This is a genomic window from Klebsiella pneumoniae complex sp. WS1778 (genome assembly GCF_049472055.1).
GTDB classification, from domain to species: Bacteria; Pseudomonadota; Gammaproteobacteria; order Enterobacterales; family Enterobacteriaceae; genus Klebsiella; species Klebsiella quasipneumoniae.
On record NZ_JBKGTJ010000003.1, the window covers coordinates 299,490 to 319,467 of the forward strand.

17 protein-coding genes are annotated in these 19,978 nt (G+C 58.6%); 15 read left to right on the top strand and 2 right to left on the bottom strand.

Features of this window, described 5'->3' with window-relative positions; genetic code table 11:
- Window positions 1–52: 52 nt before the first annotated feature.
- Genes ACLEXF_RS16005 through ACLEXF_RS16045 form a run of 9 tightly spaced genes read left to right on the top strand, consistent with a single transcriptional unit; the run spans window position 53 to window position 9,467 of the window.
- A complete protein-coding gene (locus ACLEXF_RS16005; RefSeq protein WP_064178210.1) occupies window positions 53–979 on the top strand; it encodes a VOC family protein in 927 nt (308 codons plus the stop codon).
- Entirely contained in the window at window positions 976–2,172 is a 1,197-nt protein-coding gene (locus ACLEXF_RS16010; RefSeq protein ID WP_407259590.1) for an NAD(P)/FAD-dependent oxidoreductase, read from the top strand. The genes ACLEXF_RS16005 and ACLEXF_RS16010 overlap by 4 nt, the downstream gene beginning before the upstream one ends.
- 26 nt (window positions 2,173–2,198) lie before the next feature.
- Entirely contained in the window at window positions 2,199–3,455 is a 1,257-nt protein-coding gene (locus tag ACLEXF_RS16015; protein WP_004205154.1) for an MFS transporter, read from the top strand.
- 10 nt (window positions 3,456–3,465) lie between these two features.
- On the top strand, window positions 3,466–3,996 hold the full coding sequence (locus ACLEXF_RS16020) for a cupin domain-containing protein (RefSeq protein WP_025999198.1): 531 nt from the start codon (window positions 3,466–3,468) through the stop codon (window positions 3,994–3,996).
- Between the two features lie 9 nt (window positions 3,997–4,005).
- Window positions 4,006–4,776, top strand: coding sequence for an alpha/beta fold hydrolase (locus ACLEXF_RS16025; protein ID WP_205426349.1), 771 nt, complete (start codon window positions 4,006–4,008; stop codon window positions 4,774–4,776).
- The gene (locus ACLEXF_RS16030) at window positions 4,760–5,554 is read left to right on the top strand and encodes an SDR family oxidoreductase (protein WP_017899777.1); all 795 of its coding nucleotides are present in this window, start codon (window positions 4,760–4,762) and stop codon (window positions 5,552–5,554) included. The genes ACLEXF_RS16025 and ACLEXF_RS16030 overlap by 17 nt, the downstream gene beginning before the upstream one ends.
- Before the next feature lie 9 nt (window positions 5,555–5,563).
- Entirely contained in the window at window positions 5,564–6,328 is a 765-nt protein-coding gene (locus tag ACLEXF_RS16035; RefSeq protein ID WP_017899778.1) for an aspartate dehydrogenase, read from the top strand.
- A gap of 15 nt (window positions 6,329–6,343) precedes the next feature.
- The gene (locus ACLEXF_RS16040; RefSeq protein ID WP_004205148.1) at window positions 6,344–7,813 is read left to right on the top strand and encodes an aldehyde dehydrogenase; all 1,470 of its coding nucleotides are present in this window, start codon (window positions 6,344–6,346) and stop codon (window positions 7,811–7,813) included.
- Between the two features lie 13 nt (window positions 7,814–7,826).
- Window positions 7,827–9,467, top strand: a complete 1,641-nt coding sequence (locus ACLEXF_RS16045) for a thiamine pyrophosphate-binding protein (protein WP_049116101.1) — start codon at window positions 7,827–7,829, stop codon at window positions 9,465–9,467.
- A gap of 136 nt (window positions 9,468–9,603) precedes the next feature.
- Here the strand turns inward: ACLEXF_RS16045 and ACLEXF_RS16050 are convergent, their stop codons facing one another.
- Entirely contained in the window at window positions 9,604–10,872 is a 1,269-nt protein-coding gene (locus ACLEXF_RS16050; protein WP_211777356.1) for an OprD family outer membrane porin, read from the bottom strand.
- Between the two features lie 377 nt (window positions 10,873–11,249).
- Entirely contained in the window at window positions 11,250–12,008 is a 759-nt protein-coding gene (locus ACLEXF_RS16055; RefSeq protein WP_017899781.1) for a M48 family metallopeptidase, read from the bottom strand.
- A 280-nt stretch (window positions 12,009–12,288) separates the two neighbouring features.
- Here ACLEXF_RS16055 and tkt point away from each other — a divergent pair, with 280 nt between their 5' ends.
- The 6 genes from tkt to argO all read left to right on the top strand — a co-directional run bounded on the left by tkt (window position 12,289) and on the right by argO (window position 19,910).
- Window positions 12,289–14,280, top strand: coding sequence for a transketolase (tkt, locus tag ACLEXF_RS16060; RefSeq protein ID WP_017899782.1), 1,992 nt, complete (start codon window positions 12,289–12,291; stop codon window positions 14,278–14,280).
- 386 nt (window positions 14,281–14,666) lie between these two features.
- Window positions 14,667–15,695 (top strand): erythrose-4-phosphate dehydrogenase, encoded by a 1,029-nt coding sequence (epd, locus tag ACLEXF_RS16065; RefSeq protein ID WP_407259591.1) that lies wholly within the window; start codon window positions 14,667–14,669, stop codon window positions 15,693–15,695.
- Between the two features lie 39 nt (window positions 15,696–15,734).
- Window positions 15,735–16,898, top strand: a complete 1,164-nt coding sequence (pgk, locus tag ACLEXF_RS16070; protein WP_004205291.1) for a phosphoglycerate kinase — start codon at window positions 15,735–15,737, stop codon at window positions 16,896–16,898.
- A gap of 97 nt (window positions 16,899–16,995) precedes the next feature.
- Window positions 16,996–18,075, top strand: coding sequence for a class II fructose-bisphosphate aldolase (gene fbaA / locus ACLEXF_RS16075; protein ID WP_004205292.1), 1,080 nt, complete (start codon window positions 16,996–16,998; stop codon window positions 18,073–18,075).
- A 190-nt stretch (window positions 18,076–18,265) separates the two neighbouring features.
- On the top strand, window positions 18,266–19,123 hold the full coding sequence (locus ACLEXF_RS16080) for a small-conductance mechanosensitive channel MscS (protein WP_017899785.1): 858 nt from the start codon (window positions 18,266–18,268) through the stop codon (window positions 19,121–19,123).
- A 151-nt stretch (window positions 19,124–19,274) separates the two neighbouring features.
- A complete protein-coding gene (gene argO, locus ACLEXF_RS16085) occupies window positions 19,275–19,910 on the top strand; it encodes an arginine exporter ArgO (RefSeq protein WP_004205294.1) in 636 nt (211 codons plus the stop codon).
- The last annotated feature ends 68 nt before the right edge of the window (window positions 19,911–19,978 follow it).

Here is a 19,978-nt window from a genome sequence, read left to right on the forward strand (position 1 = left end):
GCATGTCTTACGCCCAAATTCGGGCGACTGAACGGTAAAGAGGCGACGAATAATGAGTATTACCGGAATTGAAAAGCTGGAATTTGGCGTAGACGACCTGAACCACTGCGCCAAATTTATGCGCGATTTTGGCCTGACCGCCGACGCCAGCGGCCGCGCGTTTGCCACCCTTAGCGGCGCGCGGGTCGAACTTAACCCAACCGATGCCGCTGACTTACCGCCAGCTTTTGAGGCGGGCAACACCCTGCGTCGCATGACCTGGGGCGTGGCGGATCGGGCGACGCTGGATGCGCTGCGCCCGAAGCTGGAACGTCAGCCCGGTTTCCGTGAAATCGATGGCGCGCTGGAGTGTCGTGACCCTAACGGTATGACGCTGCGGGTGCAGGTTAGCCAGCAAACAGCGGTGGAACTGAACGTCGAGCCGATTAACCAGTGGGGCGATGTGCGTCGCATCGACACTCCGAGCCCGGTATACGACCGCGCGCAGCCCATTAATGTCGGCCACGTGGTGTTCTTCGTGGAAGAACTGGCGGCGGTGGAAAGTTTCTATCGCGAAGTACTCGGCTTCCAGGTGTCAGACCGTTACATCAATCGCGCGGTGTTCCTGCGCTGCGGCGTGCGCGGCGGCCACCATAACCTCTTCTTATTGCAATTGCCGAACCGAAAACGGGGGCTTAACCACGTCGCGTTTACCGTGCGGGATATACATGAAGTGATCGGCGGCGGCATTGCGATGAATAAAAACGCCTGGAGCACTTTTATCGGTCCAGGTCGCCATCCGGTCTCCTCAGCCTACTTCTGGTATGTCAACAGCCCGACCGGCGGCGCTTTTGAATACTACACCAACGATGACTATCTGACGGAAAACTGGCAGCCGCGCGAGCTGGAGCATTCACTCGTGTCCTTTACCGAATGGGCGGTGGAAGGCGGTATCGATCACGATACCCGTCGCCAGCAGAAAAAACCGGAGGCGGTATGACGGCGCGGATTGTCATTATCGGCGGCGGCCAGGCTGGCGGCTGGGCGGCGAAAACGCTGCGTGATGAAGGGTTTAGCGGCGAGATTTGCGTGGTTGCCGAAGAGCAATGGGACTTTTACGAGCGCCCGCCGTTGTCGAAGGCGGCGTTGCTGGAGGCCGAACCGGCGCTGCCGCGGTTATTTAGCGCCGAGGCGCAGCAGGCGCTGAACCTACGCTGGTATCGCCCGCTGCGTGCGGATTCGATCGATCGGCAAAATAAAACCGTGGCGCTGAGCAACGGTGAAACGCTGGCATATGACCAACTGTTGATCGCCACCGGCGGCCGGGCGCGACTGCCGTCCGAGGGCTGGGCGCAGCATCCGCAGGTTTATACCCTGCGCCACTGGCAGGACGCGCAGCGTCTGAAGCAGCGGCTGGCATCGGCAACGCGGCTGGCGATCGTTGGCGGCGGCTGGATTGGCCTCGAAATCGCCGCCTCGGCGCGCAAAAGCGACGTGGCCGTAACCCTTTACGAGCAGCAGCCGGCGCTGTGCATGCGCTCGGTCAGTATGGAGGTCTCGCAGGCGCTGGCGCAACTACATCGCCAGCAGGGCGTTGAGATTCGCGGCGGCTGCGGCGCGCTGGAGCTGGAAGATGATAACGGCCTGCCGACTATGCACTGCGACGGCCAGCGGGAAACCTTCGATGCGGTAGTGGTGGGGATCGGCGTCGATCTGAATCTCGAACTGGCGCGCGATGCCGGGCTCACTGTCGATCGCGGGATTGTCGTTAATGCCCAGGGGCGCAGTAACGATCCGGCGATTTTCGCCGCTGGCGATGTCGCTCAGCACCATCAGTACGGCCTGTGCATTCAGTCGTGGGCCTTTGCGCAAAATCAGGCCATCGCAACGGCGAAAGCGATGCTCGATCCGCAGGCCAGCGGCTACGACGAGGCGCCCTGGCTGTGGTCGGATCAATACGATCGCAATATCCAGATCCTCGGGATCCCGCAGGCGGGCAGCCGCACCATTGTGCGTGACGAGCCGCAGGGCGCGATCTACTTCTCCCTGAATGCCGATGGACGCTTAACTCAGCTGGTGGCCTTCAATAATGCACGTATCGTGAAGCTGGCGAAGCGCTGGATGGCGGCGGGAAGGGATCTCTCTAACGTCCCGCTCGCTGACCCGACTTTCTCGCTGATGTCATTGCGATAAGTAACGCGAACCCTTAAGGGGGAGAAATGACCACATTAGAGACCAACGCCGCGCCTGCAGAGGCGAGCGGCGAGGGCGTCCGCACGCCTGAAAAAGCAGTTCGTTGGGCCATTCCGCTGTCCCTGCTGGCCTGCGTGCTGCTGGCTTTTTTCGACAAAATCAGTATCGCCGCGCTGTTTTCCGATAGTCACTTCCAGCAGGCGATGGGCATCGATTTCGACACCACCCGGCTGGGCATTCTGATGAGCGCCTTTTTGCTGAGTTACGGCTTCTCGTCAGTGTTATTAAGCGGCCTTGGCGACCGGATTGCGCCGCTGCGTCTGCTGACTGGAATGATGGTGGTGTGGTGCATCCTGATGGTGATCATGGGTTTCACCCACAACTACGCGCTGATGGTGATGCTACGCGTCCTGTTGGGCATCGCCGAAGGGCCGCTGTTCCCGCTGGCGTTTGCCGTGGTGCGCCACACCTTCCCGCAGCGGCTACAGGCCCGCGCCACCATGCTGTGGCTGCTCGGCACGCCGGTTGGCGCAGCGTTGGGATTCCCGCTGTCAATTTGGCTACTTAATACTTTCGGCTGGCAGAGCACATTTTTCGTGATGGCGATGCTGACGGTACCGGTGCTGATTTTTGTGCGCATCGGGCTGCGCGGCGTGCAACTGGAGGCGAGAGCGAGCAGCGATAAAACCTCGCAGGAAGCGCGCCGCAGCGCGCGTCGCGAGCTCTTTGTGAGTCCGCATTTTTGGATGATCTGCATCTTCAACATCGCCTTTCTCGCCTATCTGTGGGGGATCAACGGCTGGCTGCCGGGCTACCTGATTAAAGGTAAAGGCATTCATCTGGAACACGCCGGCTGGCTGTCGTCGATGCCGTTTATCGCCATGTTGCTAGGCGAAATTATCGGCGCCTGGCTGTCCGACCGCGTCGATAGGCGCGCCGCCGCCTGCTTTATTTCCCTGGCAGGCGCGGGTATTGGCCTGGCGGCAGTGATGCATTTCACCACGCCGCTGCCGGTAATCGCGGCGATGAGCTTTAGCACCTTTATGTGGGGCACCGGCGCGCCGAACATTTTCGCCCTACTGGCTAAAGCGACCCATCCACGGGTCAGCGCCACGGCGGGGGGGATTTTCAACGGGCTGGGAAACTTTGCCGGGGCGCTATCGCCGGCGGTGATGGGCGCGCTTATCGCCTTCACCCATAGCATGGATTCCGGCCTGATTTTTCTGGCAGTGATGGCGGCGGTGGGCTGCGCCCTGTTACTGCCGCTGCTGAGACGTTACTGAGGATAAAACGATGACTGATTCAACCGTAACTGCAAAACAGAGTTTGAAACCTGACCATTTGACGATGGAAGAGTGGGTGGAGTCGCGTATCGCGCGCTTCGAAGGCCGTAAATACGACTGGAATGCGCTGAAATTCCAGGCCGATTTCGACCCCAAATATCGCCGCGCGCAGATGCGCTACATCGGCACCGGCGCCACCGGCGTCGCCAGCGATACCAACACCGTTCCGGCGGAGCACTTCACCTTTTCCACCATGGTGTTGCCGTCCAAATGTGAAGGCCCGCTGCATCTGCATGATGACGTAGAAGAGGTGTTCTTCATGCTCAAAGGGCAGATCACCCTGATGATTCAGGATGGCGACAACTATACCGAAACGGTACTGCGCGAACGCGATCTGATCTCGGTGCCGCCTGGAATTTACCGCGGTTTGTTTAACCACGGCGAAGAGGAGGCGCTGATGTGCGTGATGCTGGGCACGCCGAAACCGCATGTTCCGACTTATCCGGAAGATCATCCGCTGTCAAAAGTGAAGCGTAACTAAGGAGCGATGATGACGGGTTTTCGTGAACAAGGATGCGGGGTACCGCTGACGCTGCTGCACGGCATCAGTTCCGGCGCAGCCTCCTGGCATAAACAGATGGCGCTGCCCGGCTACCGCGTCCTGGCCTGGGATATGCCCGGTTATGGCGAAAGCCCGATGCTTGCGGCGGCGCCGGCGGATGCTGGCGATTACGCTGACGCGCTGGCGCTGATGCTGGACCGTGCCGGGGTAGAACAAACCGTACTGGTCGGCCATTCGCTGGGCGCGTTGGTGGCGGCTGCCTTCGCCGCGAAATATCCGCAGCGGGTGCTTTATCTGGTGCTGGCCGACGTCGCGCAGGGCTACGGTCAGGCGGAGGTCGCACAGCGGGAAAACGTCTGGCTAGGGCGTCAGCAGCAGATAGCGCAAGGCGGCGAGGCGATGGCCCAGGGGCGAGCGGCAAAACTTCTGCGCCCTGGCGCGCGCGAAGCTGATGTGGCGACGGTGGCGGCGGGGATGTGCAGGCTACGCCGCGACGGTTATCTCGCCGCGGCCTGGATGCTGGCTCATGACGACATTCACCGTTGGCTCGCCGACTATCGCGGTCGTCTCTCCGTGTGGTGTGGCGAGCAGGATGCCATTACCCAACCGGAGTTAGTGCAAGGAGTGGCGCTGCGTTACGGCGCTCCTTACATCGCCATCCCGCAGGCTGGGCATGCCAGCTATCTCGATAATGAAATCTTTTTTAATCAACAGCTTTTACGCATAGGGGAAGAGGTGCGCGATGAATGCACAAATTGAAGGACGCGTCGCGGTCGTCACCGGCGGTTCGTCAGGAATCGGCTTTGAAACGCTGCGCCTGTTGCTGGGCGAAGGGGCGAAGGTCGCCTTTTGCGGCCGCAACCCGGATCGTCTGGCCAGCGCCTATGCAGCACTGCAAAACGAATATCCAGAAGGCGAGGTGTTCTCCTGGCGCTGTGACGTACTGAACGAAGCGGAAGTTGAGGCGTTCGCCGCCGCGGTCGCCGCGCGTTTCGGCGGCGTCGATATGCTGATTAATAACGCCGGCCAGGGCTATGTCGCCCACTTCGCCGATACGCCACGCGAGGCCTGGCTGCACGAAGCCGAACTGAAACTGTTCGGCGTGATTAACCCGGTAAAGGCCTTTCAGTCGCTGCTTGAGGCGTCGGATATCGCCTCGATTACCTGTGTGAACTCGCTGCTGGCGTTACAGCCGGAAGAGCACATGATCGCCACCTCTGCCGCCCGCGCCGCGCTGCTCAATATGACGCTGACTCTTTCGAAAGAGCTGGTGGATAAAGGCATTCGAGTGAATTCCATTCTGCTGGGGATGGTGGAGTCCGGGCAGTGGCAGCGCCGTTTTGAGAGCCGAAGCGATAAGAGCCAGAGTTGGCAGCAGTGGACCGCCGATATCGCCCGTAAGCGGGGGATCCCGATGGCGCGTCTCGGTAAGCCGCAGGAGCCAGCGCAAGCGCTGCTATTCCTCGCTTCGCCGCTGGCCTCCTTTACCACCGGCGCGGCGCTGGACGTTTCCGGCGGTTTCTGTCGCCATCTGTAAGGAAAGATGATGAAAAAGGTCATGTTAATTGGCTATGGCGCGATGGCCCAGGCGGTGATTGAACGCCTGCCGCCGCAGGTGAGGGTGGAGTGGATCGTGGCGCGTGAATCGCATCACGCAGCGATCTGCCTGCAGTTTGGTCAAACGGTGACGCCGCTTACCGATCCGCTGCAATGCGGTGGGACGCCGGATCTGGTGCTGGAATGCGCCAGTCAGCAGGCGGTCGCGCAGTACGGCGAAGCGGTGCTGGCGCGCGGCTGGCATCTGGCAGTGATCTCGACCGGTGCGTTGGCGGACAGCGAACTGGAACAGCGTTTACGCCAGGCGGGTGGCAAGCTGACGCTGCTGGCTGGCGCGGTGGCCGGAATAGATGGCCTGGCGGCAGCGAAAGAGGGGGGGCTTGAACGAGTGACCTATCGGTCGCGTAAAAGCCCGGCCAGCTGGCGCGGCAGCTATGCCGAACAGCTTATCGACCTCAGCGCGGTCAATGAAGCGCAGATTTTCTTCGAAGGCAGCGCCCGCGAGGCGGCCCGGTTATTCCCTGCGAATGCCAACGTGGCGGCAACCATCGCGCTGGGCGGTATCGGCCTTGACGCGACCCGGGTACAGCTGATGGTCGATCCGGCTACGCAACGCAACACCCATACGCTACACGCCGAAGGATTGTTCGGCGAGTTTCACCTGGAGCTGAGCGGCCTGCCGCTCGCCAGCAATCCGAAAACATCGACCCTCGCGGCACTGAGCGCGGTACGCGCCTGCCGTGAACTGGCATAACGCAGAGAGGCTGAGATGGACGAATTAGACATTTTTATCGGCGGCCAGTGGCGTCGCGGCGGCGGCAATTTGATGCACAGCCAGTTTCCGGCGGATGGCGCTATTAACGCGGCGCTGCATGCGGCAAGCCTCGATGATCTGCAGGAGGCGATCGACTGTGCCGACCGCGCCTGGCGGGAGCCAACGTGGCGGGCGATGCTGCCGCATCAGCGGGCGAAGATCCTGCATAAGGTCGCGGAACTGATAGAGGTGCAACTTGATGAGTTAAGCCAAAAGCAGAGCCGCGATAACGGTAAGCCGCTGGCGGAGGCGCGGGGACTGGTGATGAGCGCGGCGGGGACGGCGCGCTATTTTGCCGCCGCCTGTGAACTGCTGGAGGGCGAGCTGCCGACGCCGCGGCAGGCGGATCTATTGACCCTGAGCCGCTATGAGCCGCTGGGCGTGGTGGCGGCGATCACCCCGTGGAACTCGCCGATCGCCAGCGAAATGCAGAAGGTGGCCCCGGCGATCGCCGCCGGAAATGCGGTGATCCTCAAACCGGCGGAAGCCACGCCGCTGATGGCGCTGGAGCTGGCGAAGATCTTTGAGCAGGCCGGTTTACCCGCCGGACTGCTGAGCGTGCTGCCGGGTAAAGGATCGATTATCGGCGATGCGCTGGCCCGCCATCCTAAGGTGCGCAAAATTTCCTTTACCGGCGGCACCACCACCGGACGTCACCTGGCGCATGTGGCGGCGGAAAAACTGATCCCGGCGTCGCTGGAGCTGGGCGGCAAATCACCGACCATCGTGCTGGAAGATGCCGATATCGAACAGGCGGCGCGGGGCATCTGCTACGGCATTTTCAGCTCCGGCGGCCAGGCCTGTATTGCCGGCTCGCGGCTGTTTGTTCATGACAGAGTGTACCCGCAATTAATGGCCCGCCTGCTGGAGTTAACCCAAGGGCTGCGGGTTGGTCACCCGTTCAACGCTGGCACCCACGTCGGGCCGCTGATCAACGATAAACACCGCCAGAGCGTGCAGGAGTACGTCGAGCTGGCGAAACGCGAAGGCGGCAGGGTGCTATGCGGCGGCGAGATCCCGGCGGATCCGGCACTGGCGGCAGGCAGCTATTTCCTGCCGACCATCATTGAAGGGCTGAACAATCAGGCCCGCGTTTGCCAGGAAGAGATCTTCGGGCCGGTACTGGTGGCGATGCGTTTTCGCGATGAAGCGGCGTTAATCCGTGAGGCCAATGATTCGGTCTTTGGGCTGGCGGCGGGGATCTGGACGCGCGATACCGGCCGCGCGCTGCGTCTGAGCGAGCAGCTGGAAGCCGGTACGGTGTGGATCAACACCTACAAAGTTTTCTCCATTTCGACCCCGTTTGGGGGCTTTAAAGAGAGCGGTCTGGGCCGCGAAAAAGGGATCCAGGGGCTGAAGGCCTGGATGCAGCAAAAGAGCATTTATCTGGCGACGGGTAATAGCGTCAACCACTGGTGCGACTGAGAAAGGGTGAGCAATGAGCGAAATGATAACCGTCGGCGATGCCATCGCCAGAACGCTGGAGCAGTATCACGTTGAAGCCATTTATGGCGTCATTTCTATCCATAACCTGCCGATCGCCGATGCCGTCGGCCAGCGGGAAAAAATCCGCTTTGTTCCGGCGCGAGGTGAAGCGGGCTCGGTGACCATGGCTGACGCCCACGGCCGTTTTTCAGGGCTCGGCGTGGCGCTGACCAGTACCGGCGCGGGGGCAGGTAATGCGGTCGGCGCGCTGGTTGAGGCGATGAACGCCGGTACGCCGCTGCTGCACCTGACCGGACAGGTCGAAAAAGCCTGGCTGGACGCCGACACCGGTTTTATTCACGAAACCCGCGATCAGTTGACCTTTCTGAAAGCCAGTTCGAAGCGCGCTTACCGCATTAGCAACGCCAACCAGGCGGTGGCTATCCTGCATAAGGCGATTCAGGAGGCGCAGACGCCGCCGTGCGGCCCGGTCTCGGTGGAGATCCCAATCGACATTCAGAGCGCCAAAATACCGTTTTCACTGCTGACCGCGCCGCTGAAACGCGCTCCGGCGGTTGAGCCGGAACCGGCGATGGTCGATGCGCTGTGGGCGCAGCTTAAGCAGGCGAAGCGGCCCTTGCTGTGGCTTGGCGGCGGCGCGTTAGAGAGCGGCGAGGCGGTGAAGACGCTGGCGGATGCCGGGGTGACGGTGATCTCCAGCACCCACGGCCGCGGCATTCTGGCAGACAGCCATCGCGCCAGCTTGCGCGCGTTTCATAATTCTCCCTCGGTTGAAGCGCTGATTTCACAATGTGATTTCACACTTGTGGCCGGTTCCCGGCTGCGCAGCAACGAAACGCGCTCGTGGACGCTGGCGCTGCCCACGCCGAGGGTGCAGATTGATATCGACCCGGCGGCGGCCAGCCGTAACTACCTGATGGACAACACGCTGGTGGCGGACTGCCGCGCTTTATTAGACGCGCTGGCGAAGCGGGTACAGGGCCGGATGTGGGGCGATGCGCATTGGGATAGCCAACTTAAAGAGGCGGTAGAGGCGGCGGAGCAGGGGCTGCGCGACCAGTGCGGCGCTTACGCTAAATTGAATGACGCGATTGCGCAGGCGCTGCCCGATGACGGCATTCTGGTGCGCGATATTACCGTTTCCGGCAGCCTGTGGGGCAGCCGTCTGTTCCGCGCTCACGGTCCGCTGATGAATATCCATTCTCTGGCCGGAGCCATCGGTATGGGGCTGCCGATGGCGGTGGGCACCGCGATTGCCAATCCGCAACGGAAAGTGGTCGGCCTGGTCGGCGACGGCGGCCTGAGCCTGAACCTTGGCGAAGTGGCGACTCTGGCGCAGGAGAAGGCCAACGTGACGCTGTTGATTATGAACGACGGCGGCTACGGCGTAATGCGCGGTATTCAGGATAAGTACTTTGGCGGTCGCCAGTATTACAACGAGCTGCACACGCCGGACTTTACCCTGCTGGCGCAGGCGATGGGTCTGCAGGCGTGGAGCGTGGATCGGGCTGAGGATTTTCAGGCGGTGATGACCGAGGCGCTGGCGATGCCGGGGCCATCGGTGGTGGAAGTGAAGATGGGCCAGATTGGCGCGCTGCGCTTTGCCGGCCCGCCGCAGAAGACGCTGTATTAATGATAACACAGTGACCCCAACCCTCTCCCTTCCGGGGAGAGGGTACCGTACGGCACAGGGGGTTAATCAAGGCGCCGGACGGTTGCTCCTGCGCGCCGGGAGAGGGCCGACCCGCAGGAGAGGGTTCATGACGTGCTTAAAACACGTTAAACGGATATTCGACGTAGAACCGCACTTCATTGCCGCTGACGTTATAGTCGCTGGCGTTGCTGGAAACCCGCAGTACCGAATACCGGAGTCTGAATTTCAAATCTTTCGCCGCCCCGTTTTGCACCTGGTATTGAACCTGATTGAACCATTCGTGTTCTTTGCCGTTGCTGGTCTCTGACGTTTTAATATTATCCCCGCGCACGTAGGCGGTGGTCCAGGTCAGCCCCGGTAGCCCCAGCCCGGCAAAATCCAGTCCGTACGATGCCTGCCAGGAACGTTCATCTTCCCCGTTAAAATCAGACCAGTAGGAGTTGGCCAGCCAGATGGTGTTCCCGCCATCGCCGACGCCGCCCTGGTTCTGGTAGCCGCCATAGTGGTAGCCGGTGCTGCCGCTGCTTTGCTGGTAAGCGACTTTAAAGGTGTGAATATCCCAGATATAGCTGGCGGCCAGACTCCAGATGTTGTTACTGCGTCCGGTGTCATTGGCATCGGCATATTCTTGATCCAGACGTGAGTGATAGCCGTTGAAATCGAGAATCAGCTGCTGGCTGGCGGCGAACGGCTGCTTAAAGTTGAGGCCAAGATACTGTTTGTTCAGCACATCTTCGACATGCGACGCGTACAGCGCGCCGCTGAGCTGGTCGTTGAACCGGTAGCTTGCCCCGCCGAAGGTGAGGCTTTTCAGACCGCTGTTGTGGCTGTCGTCACTTTTACGCTGCTGATCGGTCAGGTAGCCGGCGTTAATGTCCAGACCGTCGATTTCTCTTGAGGTCAGCATGGTACCGGTATAGCTCTCGTACAGCAGTCGCGAGTCGTCGGCGTAGACGATGGGCAGCATTGGGCGCTGGCTGCCGTAGCTGAGCACGGTATTCGAAAAGCGCATTTTGCCGGTGGCGCCGAATTTCGCGAGGTCGGATTTTGCCCGGCCGTCGTCATCCTGGGCGAAAAAGTCGATACCGCCCGCGCCGCTACGGCCGCGGCCGCCGTCGAGGCGCACGGCGTACTGCGCAATGCCGTCAACGCCGAAGCCGACCGGCCCTTGAGTAAAGCCGGACTCGAAGGTGGCGATAATTCCCTGGCCCCATTCGGCTTTATCCGGCAGCCCATCGCGATAATCGCGTTTGATATAAGCGTTACGTAAAAAGAGATCCAGATGACTGTCGTCAATAAAGCCCTGGCTGGTCGATTGTTGGCTGGCGAAAGCCGGTGCGGCGGCAATAATGCCAAGTGCGATGAATGGTAATTCTTTTTTCACTGAGGGCACTTCTCTGTCTGTCGATATATTCAAGGGAATCACTGCAATCGCGATATTCTCCTGAAATAATGTCGAAAGCAATCATTGTGTGAGCAATGGTATCGGCAGGAAACAAGCGGTGTGGCGCGCGCTGGCTGCGTTTGGCGAAGAGGGGTGGACTATTTAATATTTGGTCGAACCCGGTTCTGAAAGGCGGATTGCGTACGCCGTTTTTCATTTGCCAAATAATATATTGCTGAGTAACAGCATATAAAATAATTGGCTGCGACGAGGTGCAATCATAATTAACGGTTTGTGCGCTTAAATTATCAATTGATGCGGCTAAATATTTTTACTGGTAGATAAAAAAGGGAGGCAGACATGCCTCCCGCTGGCGGTTATTTAATCCCGTCGGCCTTCATGCGATCGCGAATATGCTGCGCGCGGGCTTCCGATGCCGGGTGATCGTCAAACATCGAGCTCTGACGGCCGGCTTCCAGCTTGGCCAGTTTTTCGAAGCTGGTGGCCAGTCCCGACGGATTGATGCCGCGCTTACGCAGCAGGTCGTAAGAGTAGTCGTCCGCTTCCGATTCCTGGCGCTGGGAGAACTGCGAGTTCACCAGTTTTTCACCCAGATCGCCGAGCTGCGACTGGGACAGGCTGCCGACGATGCCGCCGGCGGAGGCCGCCGCCGCGCGCACGGCGTTGGTGCCCAGGGCAACCTGCATCCCTTTCTTCACGTGGCCCAGCGCGACGTGGCCCATTTCGTGGCCGATCACCGCCTCGACTTCATTATCGTTCATCAGATCCATCAGCCCGCTGTAGACGCGGATGCAGCCGTTGGCCATGGCGAAGGCGTTGACATCCTTGGTCTCATAGACCTTGTAGTTCACGGGCTGACCATTGATGTTATCGCCCAGCGCAGCCGCGATTTTGTTCAGCCGCTGGCTGTATTCACTGCTGGCCGGGGCGATTTTCGCTTTGGCGTCCATCTCTTTACAGGCCTGGTCGCTTAAGGTTTTCACCTGCGCGTCGCTGAGGGAGTATGCCTGGAAGGCTTCGGCCCCTGAGCTGAGCAGACCGTTGGAGTCCATGTTCTGACATCCGGTGAGCGTTGCTGCGATCCCAAGAGCAAGTACGGTTGAGCGAATTTTCATTTTTTTATCTTCCACAATCTTATGGTTGTTTATCCGACAATACGGCGACGGCAGGGAACCGTATTCTGCGTAAATTATAAAGAGTATCGCAGGATACGGGCGAGCGGATTCCGGCGTAGCACAACCTGTTCCAGAGATTTCTTAAAGGGCAAAAGGATGCTCCATGTACATGACTTGTCGCTTGGGTTACATTGTTCACACTTTTTTCCGGCGTAGCCCAAAACGCGCTCTCGTCAAGTCGTTAAGGGCATGGCCTTCAACAGTCCGAACTGGAGTCAAAATGTCCTCACGTAAAGAGCTTGCTAACGCTATTCGTGCGCTGAGCATGGACGCTGTACAGAAAGCCAAATCCGGCCACCCGGGTGCCCCGATGGGTATGGCTGACATTGCCGAAGTGCTGTGGCGTGATTTCCTGAACCATAACCCGAACAATCCGGCCTGGGCTGACCGTGACCGTTTTGTACTGTCCAATGGCCATGGTTCGATGCTGATTTACAGCCTGCTGCACCTCACTGGCTACGATCTGCCGATTGAAGAGCTGAAAAACTTCCGCCAGCTGCACTCTAAAACGCCGGGCCACCCGGAAGTCGGCTACACCGCGGGCGTGGAAACCACTACCGGTCCGCTGGGCCAGGGTATCGCTAACGCGGTCGGGATGGCTATCGCCGAGAAAACTCTGGCGGCGCAGTTCAACCGTCCGGGGCACGACATCGTCGACCACTACACCTACGCTTTCATGGGCGATGGCTGCATGATGGAAGGCATTTCTCACGAAGTGTGCTCCCTGGCTGGTACCCTGAAGCTGGGCAAACTGGTGGCCTTCTATGATGACAACGGCATCTCCATCGACGGCCACGTTGAAGGCTGGTTCACCGACGATACCGCCAAACGCTTTGAAGCCTACGGCTGGCACGTGGTGCGCGGCGTTGACGGTCACGACGCTGACGCCATCAAACGCGCGGTAGAAGAAGCGCGCGCGGTTACCGACAAACCATCCCTGCTGATGTGCAAAACCATCATCGGTTTCGGTTCGCCGAACAAAGCCGGTACCCACGACTCCCACGGCGCGCCGCTGGGCGACGCCGAAATCGCCCTGACCCGCGAAGCGCTGGGTTGGAAACACGCGCCGTTTGACATCCCGTCTGACATCTATGCGCAGTGGGATGCCAAAGAAGCTGGCCAGGCGAAAGAAGCGGCCTGGAATGAGAAGTTCGCTGCCTACGCCAAAGCTTTCCCGCAGGAAGCCGCCGAATTCACCCGTCGTATGAAAGGCGAGATGCCGTCTGACTTCGACGCGAAAGCCAACGAGTTCATCGCGAAGCTGCAGGCCAACCCGGCGAAAATCGCCAGCCGTAAAGCCTCTCAGAACGCCATCGAAGCGTTCGGTCCGCTGCTGCCGGAATTCCTCGGTGGCTCCGCAGATCTCGCGCCATCTAACCTGACCCTGTGGTCTGGTTCTAAGCCGATCAATGAAGATACTGCCGGTAACTACATTCACTACGGCGTGCGTGAGTTCGGTATGACCGCTATCGCCAACGGTATCGCGCTGCACGGCGGTTTCCTGCCGTACACCTCCACCTTCCTGATGTTCGTGGAATATGCGCGTAACGCGGTACGTATGGCGGCGCTGATGAAGCAGCGTCAGGTGATGGTCTACACCCATGACTCCATCGGTCTGGGCGAAGATGGCCCGACTCACCAGCCGGTAGAGCAGGTGGCTTCCCTGCGCGTGACCCCGAACATGTCCACCTGGCGTCCGTGTGACCAGGTGGAATCCGCGATTGCGTGGAAATATGGCGTTGAGCGTCAGGACGGCCCGACCGCGCTGATCCTGTCCCGTCAGAACCTGGCGCAGCAGGAGCGTACCGCAGAGCAGCTGGCGAACGTGGCCCGCGGCGGTTACGTGCTGAAAGATTGCGCCGGCCAGCCGGAGCTGATCTTCATCGCCACCGGTTCGGAAGTTGAGCTGGCGGTTGCCGCGTGGGACAAACTGACCGCCGAAGGCGTGAAGGCGCGCGTGGTCTCCATGCCGTCCACCGACGCGTTCGACAAGCAGGATGCGGCTTATCGTGAATCCGTACTGCCGAAAGCCGTGACCGCGCGCGTTGCTGTGGAAGCGGGTATCGCTGACTACTGGTTCAAATATGTTGGCCTGAACGGCGCTATCGTTGGCATGACCACCTTCGGTGAGTCTGCGCCGGCTGAGCAGCTGTTCGAAGAGTTCGGCTTCACCGTCGACAATGTGGTCGCTAAAGCGAAAGCGCTGCTGTAATCGCTGGTACGGTGCGGGCTAATGCCCTCACCCCAACCCTCTCCCACAGGAGAGGGGGCAAGCACCAAAAACGGTAACCCAAGGGTTACCGTTTTTGCTTTTACCTCGTCACCCGGCTTTTTTGTATCTGCTATTCCTGAACCATGTAATACGGTTGTAAATTATTCCAGCAAAAATGTGATGTGAGTCATATAGCTGGTTTATTGCGCTGGACAAACATTCCTTTTATTCCTCGTTTGGCTTATTCTAGCTGAAGCGTTTCAGTCGTTTAAATGTTCGACAATTAATCAATCAGTCGCAGTTTGCAGCTGGTAAGGTTTCCCTCAGAGCGTAGCTGGATTACTCTGTCAGCCACCTCATCACAGGGACAGCCTTGCAGGAGATCTATGACCATTCGCATCGCGATTAATGGCTTCGGTCGTATTGGACGCAATGTGGTTCGTGCGCTATATGAATCCGGGCGCCGTGCGGAAATCACCGTGGTGGCAATCAATGAGCTGGCGGATGCTGAGGGCATCGCGCATCTGTTGAAATATGACACCAGCCATGGCCGTTTCGCCTGGGATGTTCGTCAGGAGCGCGAGCAGTTGTTTGTTGGCGATGATGCCATCCGTCTGCTGCACGAGCCGACCATTGCGGCGCTGCCCTGGCGCGAGCTGGCGGTAGACGTGGTGCTCGACTGCACCGGCGTTTACGGAAGCCGTGAGCACGGTGAGGCGCACCTGCAGGCGGGGGCGAAGAAAGTGCTCTTCTCCCATCCCGGCGGCAACGACCTCGACGCGACGGTGGTGTATGGCGTCAATCAGGATGAACTCCGCGCCGAGCACCGTATTGTCTCCAACGCCTCCTGTACCACCAACTGCATTATTCCGATCATTAAACTGTTAGATGATGCCTATGGCATCGAGTCCGGCACCGTCACCACCATTCACTCGGCGATGCATGACCAGCAGGTGATTGACGCCTATCATCCGGATCTCCGGCGTACCCGCGCGGCCAGCCAGTCGATCATTCCGGTGGATACCAAACTGGCGGCAGGGATAACCCGTATTTTCCCGCAGTTTAACGACCGTTTTGAAGCGATTGCCGTGCGGGTGCCGACGATAAACGTGACGGCAATTGACCTGAGCGTGACGGTTAAAAAACCGGTAAAAGCATGTGAAGTCAACCAGTTGCTGCAAAAAGCAGCACAAGGTGCATTTCATGGTATAGTTGACTATACGGAATTACCGTTGGTCTCGACAGATTTTAACCACGATCCGCACAGTGCTATTGTTGATGGCACGCAAACCCGGGTCAGTGGCGCGCATCTGATCAAAACGCTGGTCTGGTGCGATAACGAATGGGGCTTTGCTAACCGAATGCTCGACACGACGTTAGCGATGGCGGCTATTGGTTTCAGGTTCGACGCGTAAACGTCGACAAAACTTTATGAATCAACGAGAGGATTCACCATGTCTGTAATTAAGATGACCGATCTGGATCTGGCTGGTAAACGCGTTTTTATCCGTGCGGATCTGAACGTACCAGTTAAAGACGGGAAAGTAACCAGCGACGCGCGTATCCGTGCATCTCTGCCGACCATCGAACTGGCGCTGAAGCAGGGCGCGAAAGTGATGGTAACCTCCCACCTGGGTCGTCCGACCGAAGGCGAGTACAACGAAGAATTCTCTCTGCTGCCGGTTGTTAATTACCTGAAAGACAAACTGTCCAACCCGGTACGTCTGGTTAAAGACTACCTGGACGGCGTTGAAGTGGCTGCCGGCGAGCTGGTGGTGCTGGAAAACGTTCGCTTTAACAAAGGCGAGAAAAAAGACGACGAAGCGCTGTCTAAAAAATACGCCGCGCTGTGCGACGTGTTCGTGATGGACGCCTTCGGTACCGCGCACCGCGCGCAGGCTTCCACCCACGGTATCGGCAAATTTGCTGACGTGGCGTGCGCAGGCCCGCTGCTGGCCGCTGAACTGGACGCGCTGGGTAAAGCGCTGAAAGAGCCGGCTCGTCCGATGGTCGCTATCGTCGGTGGTTCTAAAGTATCCACTAAGCTGACCGTGCTGGATTCCCTGTCTAAAATCGCTGACCAGCTGATCGTCGGCGGCGGTATCGCTAACACCTTCGTTGCCGCCCAGGGCCACAACGTCGGCAAATCCCTGTACGAAGCGGACCTGGTTGATGAAGCCAAGCGCCTGCTGAGCACCTGCGATATCCCGGTTCCGACTGACGTTCGCGTCGCGACCGAGTTCTCCGAAACCGCAACGGCGACTCTGAAATCTGTTAACGACATCAAAGATGATGAGCAGATTCTGGACCTTGGCGACGTTTCCGCACAGAAACTGGCTGAAATTCTGAAGAACGCCAAAACCATTCTGTGGAACGGCCCGGTTGGCGTATTCGAATTCCCGAACTTCCGTAAAGGGACTGAAATCGTGGCTAACGCTATCGCGGACAGCGAAGGTTTCTCCATCGCCGGCGGCGGTGACACCCTGGCAGCGATCGACCTGTTCGGTATCGCTGACAAAATTTCCTACATCTCCACTGGCGGCGGCGCGTTCCTTGAATTCGTCGAAGGCAAAGTCCTGCCGGCAGTAGCGATGCTCGAAGAGCGCGCTAAGCAGTAATTCAGTTCAGGCGGGGAAACCCGCCTGTTTTTCAGCGCGCTTAAGGGCTCGCGAACCTTCTTCAACGGTCGAAGATACAGATACAGGACTAAGTAACATGTCTAAAATTTTTGATTTCGTAAAACCGGGCGTCATCACTGGCGACGACGTTCAGAAAGTGTTCCAGGTAGCGAAAGAAAACAACTTTGCACTGCCGGCGGTAAACTGCGTAGGGACTGACTCCATCAACGCCGTTCTGGAAGCTGCTGCGAAAGTACGCTCTCCGGTTATCGTTCAGTTCTCTAACGGCGGCGCAGCGTTCATCGCAGGTAAAGGCGTGAAAACTGACGTTCCTCAGGGTGCTGCTATCCTCGGCGCTATCTCTGGCGCGCACCACGTGCACCAGATGGCTGAGCACTACGGCGTGCCGGTTATCCTGCACACTGACCACTGCGCGAAGAAACTGCTGCCGTGGATCGACGGCCTGCTGGACGCGGGTGAAAAACACTTCGCCGCTACCGGCAAACCGCTGTTCTCTTCTCACATGATCGACCTGTCTGAAGAGTCCCTGCACGAAAACATCGAAATCTGCTCTAAATACCTGGCGCGCATGGCCAAAATGGACATGACCCTGGAAATCGAACTGGGTTGCACCGGTGGCGAAGAAGACGGCGTGGACAACAGCCACATGGACGCTTCCGCCCTGTACACCCAGCCGGAAGACGTGGATTACGCGTACACCGAGCTGAGCAAAATCAGCCCGCGCTTCACCATCGCCGCTTCCTTCGGTAACGTACACGGCGTGTACAAACCGGGTAACGTCGTTCTGACCCCGACTATCCTGCGCGATTCTCAGGAATATGTTTCCAAGAAACACAACCTGCCGCACAACAGCCTGAACTTCGTCTTCCACGGCGGTTCCGGTTCTTCCGCTCAGGAAATCAAAGACTCCGTCAGCTACGGCGTAGTGAAAATGAACATCGATACCGACACCCAGTGGGCAACCTGGGACGGTATACTGCAGTACTACAAAGCGAACGAAGCTTACCTGCAGGGCCAGCTGGGCAACCCGAAAGGCGAAGACCAGCCGAACAAGAAATACTACGACCCGCGCGTATGGCTGCGTGCTGCACAGACTTCCATGGTGACTCGTCTGGAGCAGGCATTTAAAGAGCTGAACGCGATCGACGTTCTGTAAGAAAAATCTGTTTCTTACCCCGAAGCCCGCAGCAATGCGGGCTTTTTTATTATCTTAACAACAGGATAGCTCAGCAGAAAACTGTGATCCATTTGGCAAAACGTGCACTTATTGTTTACCCTATAACCTGACTGCCCTGTCGCAGGCTGAGTTATTTACTTCCCCCTGGGGGATTCATAAGGAATGTTAAATGGAAGATTTGAACGTTGTCGATAGCATCAACCACGCCGGGACGTGGCTGGCACGCAACCAGGAGCTGCTGCTGAGCTATGCCGTCAACATCGTCGCGGCTATCGCTATCCTGATCGTCGGGATGATCGTGGCGCGCGTCGTCTCTAATACCGTCAACCGCCTGATGCTGGCGCGTAAAATTGACGCCACCGTTGCCGATTTCCTCTCCGCGCTGGTGCGCTATGCGGTTATCGCCTTTACGCTGATTGCCGCCCTGGGACGCGTGGGCGTGCAGACCGCCTCGGTCATTGCGGTGCTGGGCGCCGCGGGTTTAGCCGTCGGTCTGGCGCTGCAGGGATCACTGTCTAACCTCGCGGCTGGCGTACTGCTGGTGATGTTCCGCCCTTTCCGCGCCGGCGAGTATGTCGACCTTGGTGGTGTAGCGGGTACGGTGCTTAACGTACAGATTTTCTCCACTACCCTGCGTACCGCCGACGGTAAAGTGGTGGTGGTGCCGAACGGCAAAATCATCGCCGGCAACATCATTAACTTCTCCCGTGAACCGGCGCGCCGCAATGAGTTTATTATCGGCGTCTCTTACGATGCCGATATCGACAAGGTGAAGCAGCTCCTGACCTCGATTATCGAATCTGACGATCGTATTCTGCGCGATCGGGAAATGACGGTTCGCCTGAACGAACTCGGCGCTTCGTCGGTGAACTTCGTGGTGCGCGTCTGGAGCAAAAGCAGCGATCTGCAAAACGTCTACTGGGATATCCTCGAGCGCATCAAGCGTGAATTTGACGCCAACGGCATCAGCTTCCCTTATCCGCAGATGGATGTTCATGTGGTGCGTCTGCCGGAAAAAGCCGAGTAAACCGCCACTCAGTGACTCAGGCCGGCGATGCCGGCCTTTTTTAATGGCTCATTATTAGCTTTGCTTATTAATGATTAATACTTTCAATTTCCGCTAATAATTTATTCGCGTTATAGTCAGCGCCACTCTCGAACACAGCGGAAAAATCCTCATGTTTACCTATTACTTTCAGGGCCTTGCCCTGGGAGCGGCAATGATTTTGCCGCTTGGCCCCCAAAATGCTTTCGTGATGAACCAGGGGATCCGTCGTCAGTATCACCTGATGATTGCCTTGCTGTGCGCCGTCAGCGACTTGCTGCTGATCTGCGCCGGCATTTTTGGCGGCAGCGCGCTGCTGATGCAGTCCCCCTGGCTACTGGCGCTCGTGACCTGGGGCGGCGTGGCCTTTTTACTGTGGTACGGCTTTGGCGCATTGAAAACAGCGTTCAGCCAGAATCTTGAGCTCGCCAGCGCCGAGGTGATGCAGCAGGGGCGCTGGAAAATCATTATCACTATGCTGGCGGTCACCTGGCTGAATCCGCACGTTTATCTGGATACCTTTGTGGTGTTGGGCAGCCTGGGAGGCCAGCTGGCGATGGAGCCGAAGCGCTGGTTTGCGCTGGGAACCATTAGCGCCTCTTTCCTGTGGTTCTTTGGTCTGGCGCTGTTGGCCGCATGGCTGGCGCCGCGGCTGCGTACCGCCAGAGCCCAGCGGATCATCAACATTGTGGTCGGCGCCGTCATGTGGTTTATTGCGTTTCAGCTGGCAAAAGAGGGCGTCGGCCATATCCAGGCGTTGCTCAACTAAGCGTTGTCCGATGGACTTTCCCGCTGTACGCGCTAAGCTTGCTGGCATGCGTCCCGTAAGGGCGATTT

What these genes read in the sequence shown, in the direction of transcription:
- epd (WP_407259591.1), top strand. Translation starts at nt 14,667, where the DNA reads ATGACCATTCGCATCGCGATTAATGGCTTCGGTCGTATTGGACGCAAT.
- ACLEXF_RS16020 (WP_025999198.1), top strand. Translation starts at nt 3,466, where the DNA reads ATGACTGATTCAACCGTAACTGCAAAACAGAGTTTGAAACCTGACCAT.
- fbaA (WP_004205292.1), top strand. Translation starts at nt 16,996, where the DNA reads ATGTCTAAAATTTTTGATTTCGTAAAACCGGGCGTCATCACTGGCGAC.
- ACLEXF_RS16045 (WP_049116101.1), top strand. Translation starts at nt 7,827, where the DNA reads ATGAGCGAAATGATAACCGTCGGCGATGCCATCGCCAGAACGCTGGAG.
- ACLEXF_RS16010 (WP_407259590.1), top strand. Translation starts at nt 976, where the DNA reads ATGACGGCGCGGATTGTCATTATCGGCGGCGGCCAGGCTGGCGGCTGG.
- pgk (WP_004205291.1), top strand. Translation starts at nt 15,735, where the DNA reads ATGTCTGTAATTAAGATGACCGATCTGGATCTGGCTGGTAAACGCGTT.
- ACLEXF_RS16005 (WP_064178210.1), top strand. Translation starts at nt 53, where the DNA reads ATGAGTATTACCGGAATTGAAAAGCTGGAATTTGGCGTAGACGACCTG.
- ACLEXF_RS16040 (WP_004205148.1), top strand. Translation starts at nt 6,344, where the DNA reads ATGGACGAATTAGACATTTTTATCGGCGGCCAGTGGCGTCGCGGCGGC.
- ACLEXF_RS16080 (WP_017899785.1), top strand. Translation starts at nt 18,266, where the DNA reads ATGGAAGATTTGAACGTTGTCGATAGCATCAACCACGCCGGGACGTGG.
- ACLEXF_RS16025 (WP_205426349.1), top strand. Translation starts at nt 4,006, where the DNA reads ATGACGGGTTTTCGTGAACAAGGATGCGGGGTACCGCTGACGCTGCTG.
- ACLEXF_RS16030 (WP_017899777.1), top strand. Translation starts at nt 4,760, where the DNA reads ATGAATGCACAAATTGAAGGACGCGTCGCGGTCGTCACCGGCGGTTCG.
- tkt (WP_017899782.1), top strand. Translation starts at nt 12,289, where the DNA reads ATGTCCTCACGTAAAGAGCTTGCTAACGCTATTCGTGCGCTGAGCATG.
- ACLEXF_RS16035 (WP_017899778.1), top strand. Translation starts at nt 5,564, where the DNA reads ATGAAAAAGGTCATGTTAATTGGCTATGGCGCGATGGCCCAGGCGGTG.
- argO (WP_004205294.1), top strand. Translation starts at nt 19,275, where the DNA reads ATGTTTACCTATTACTTTCAGGGCCTTGCCCTGGGAGCGGCAATGATT.
- ACLEXF_RS16015 (WP_004205154.1), top strand. Translation starts at nt 2,199, where the DNA reads ATGACCACATTAGAGACCAACGCCGCGCCTGCAGAGGCGAGCGGCGAG.
- ACLEXF_RS16055 (WP_017899781.1), bottom strand. Translation starts at nt 12,008, where the DNA reads ATGAAAATTCGCTCAACCGTACTTGCTCTTGGGATCGCAGCAACGCTC.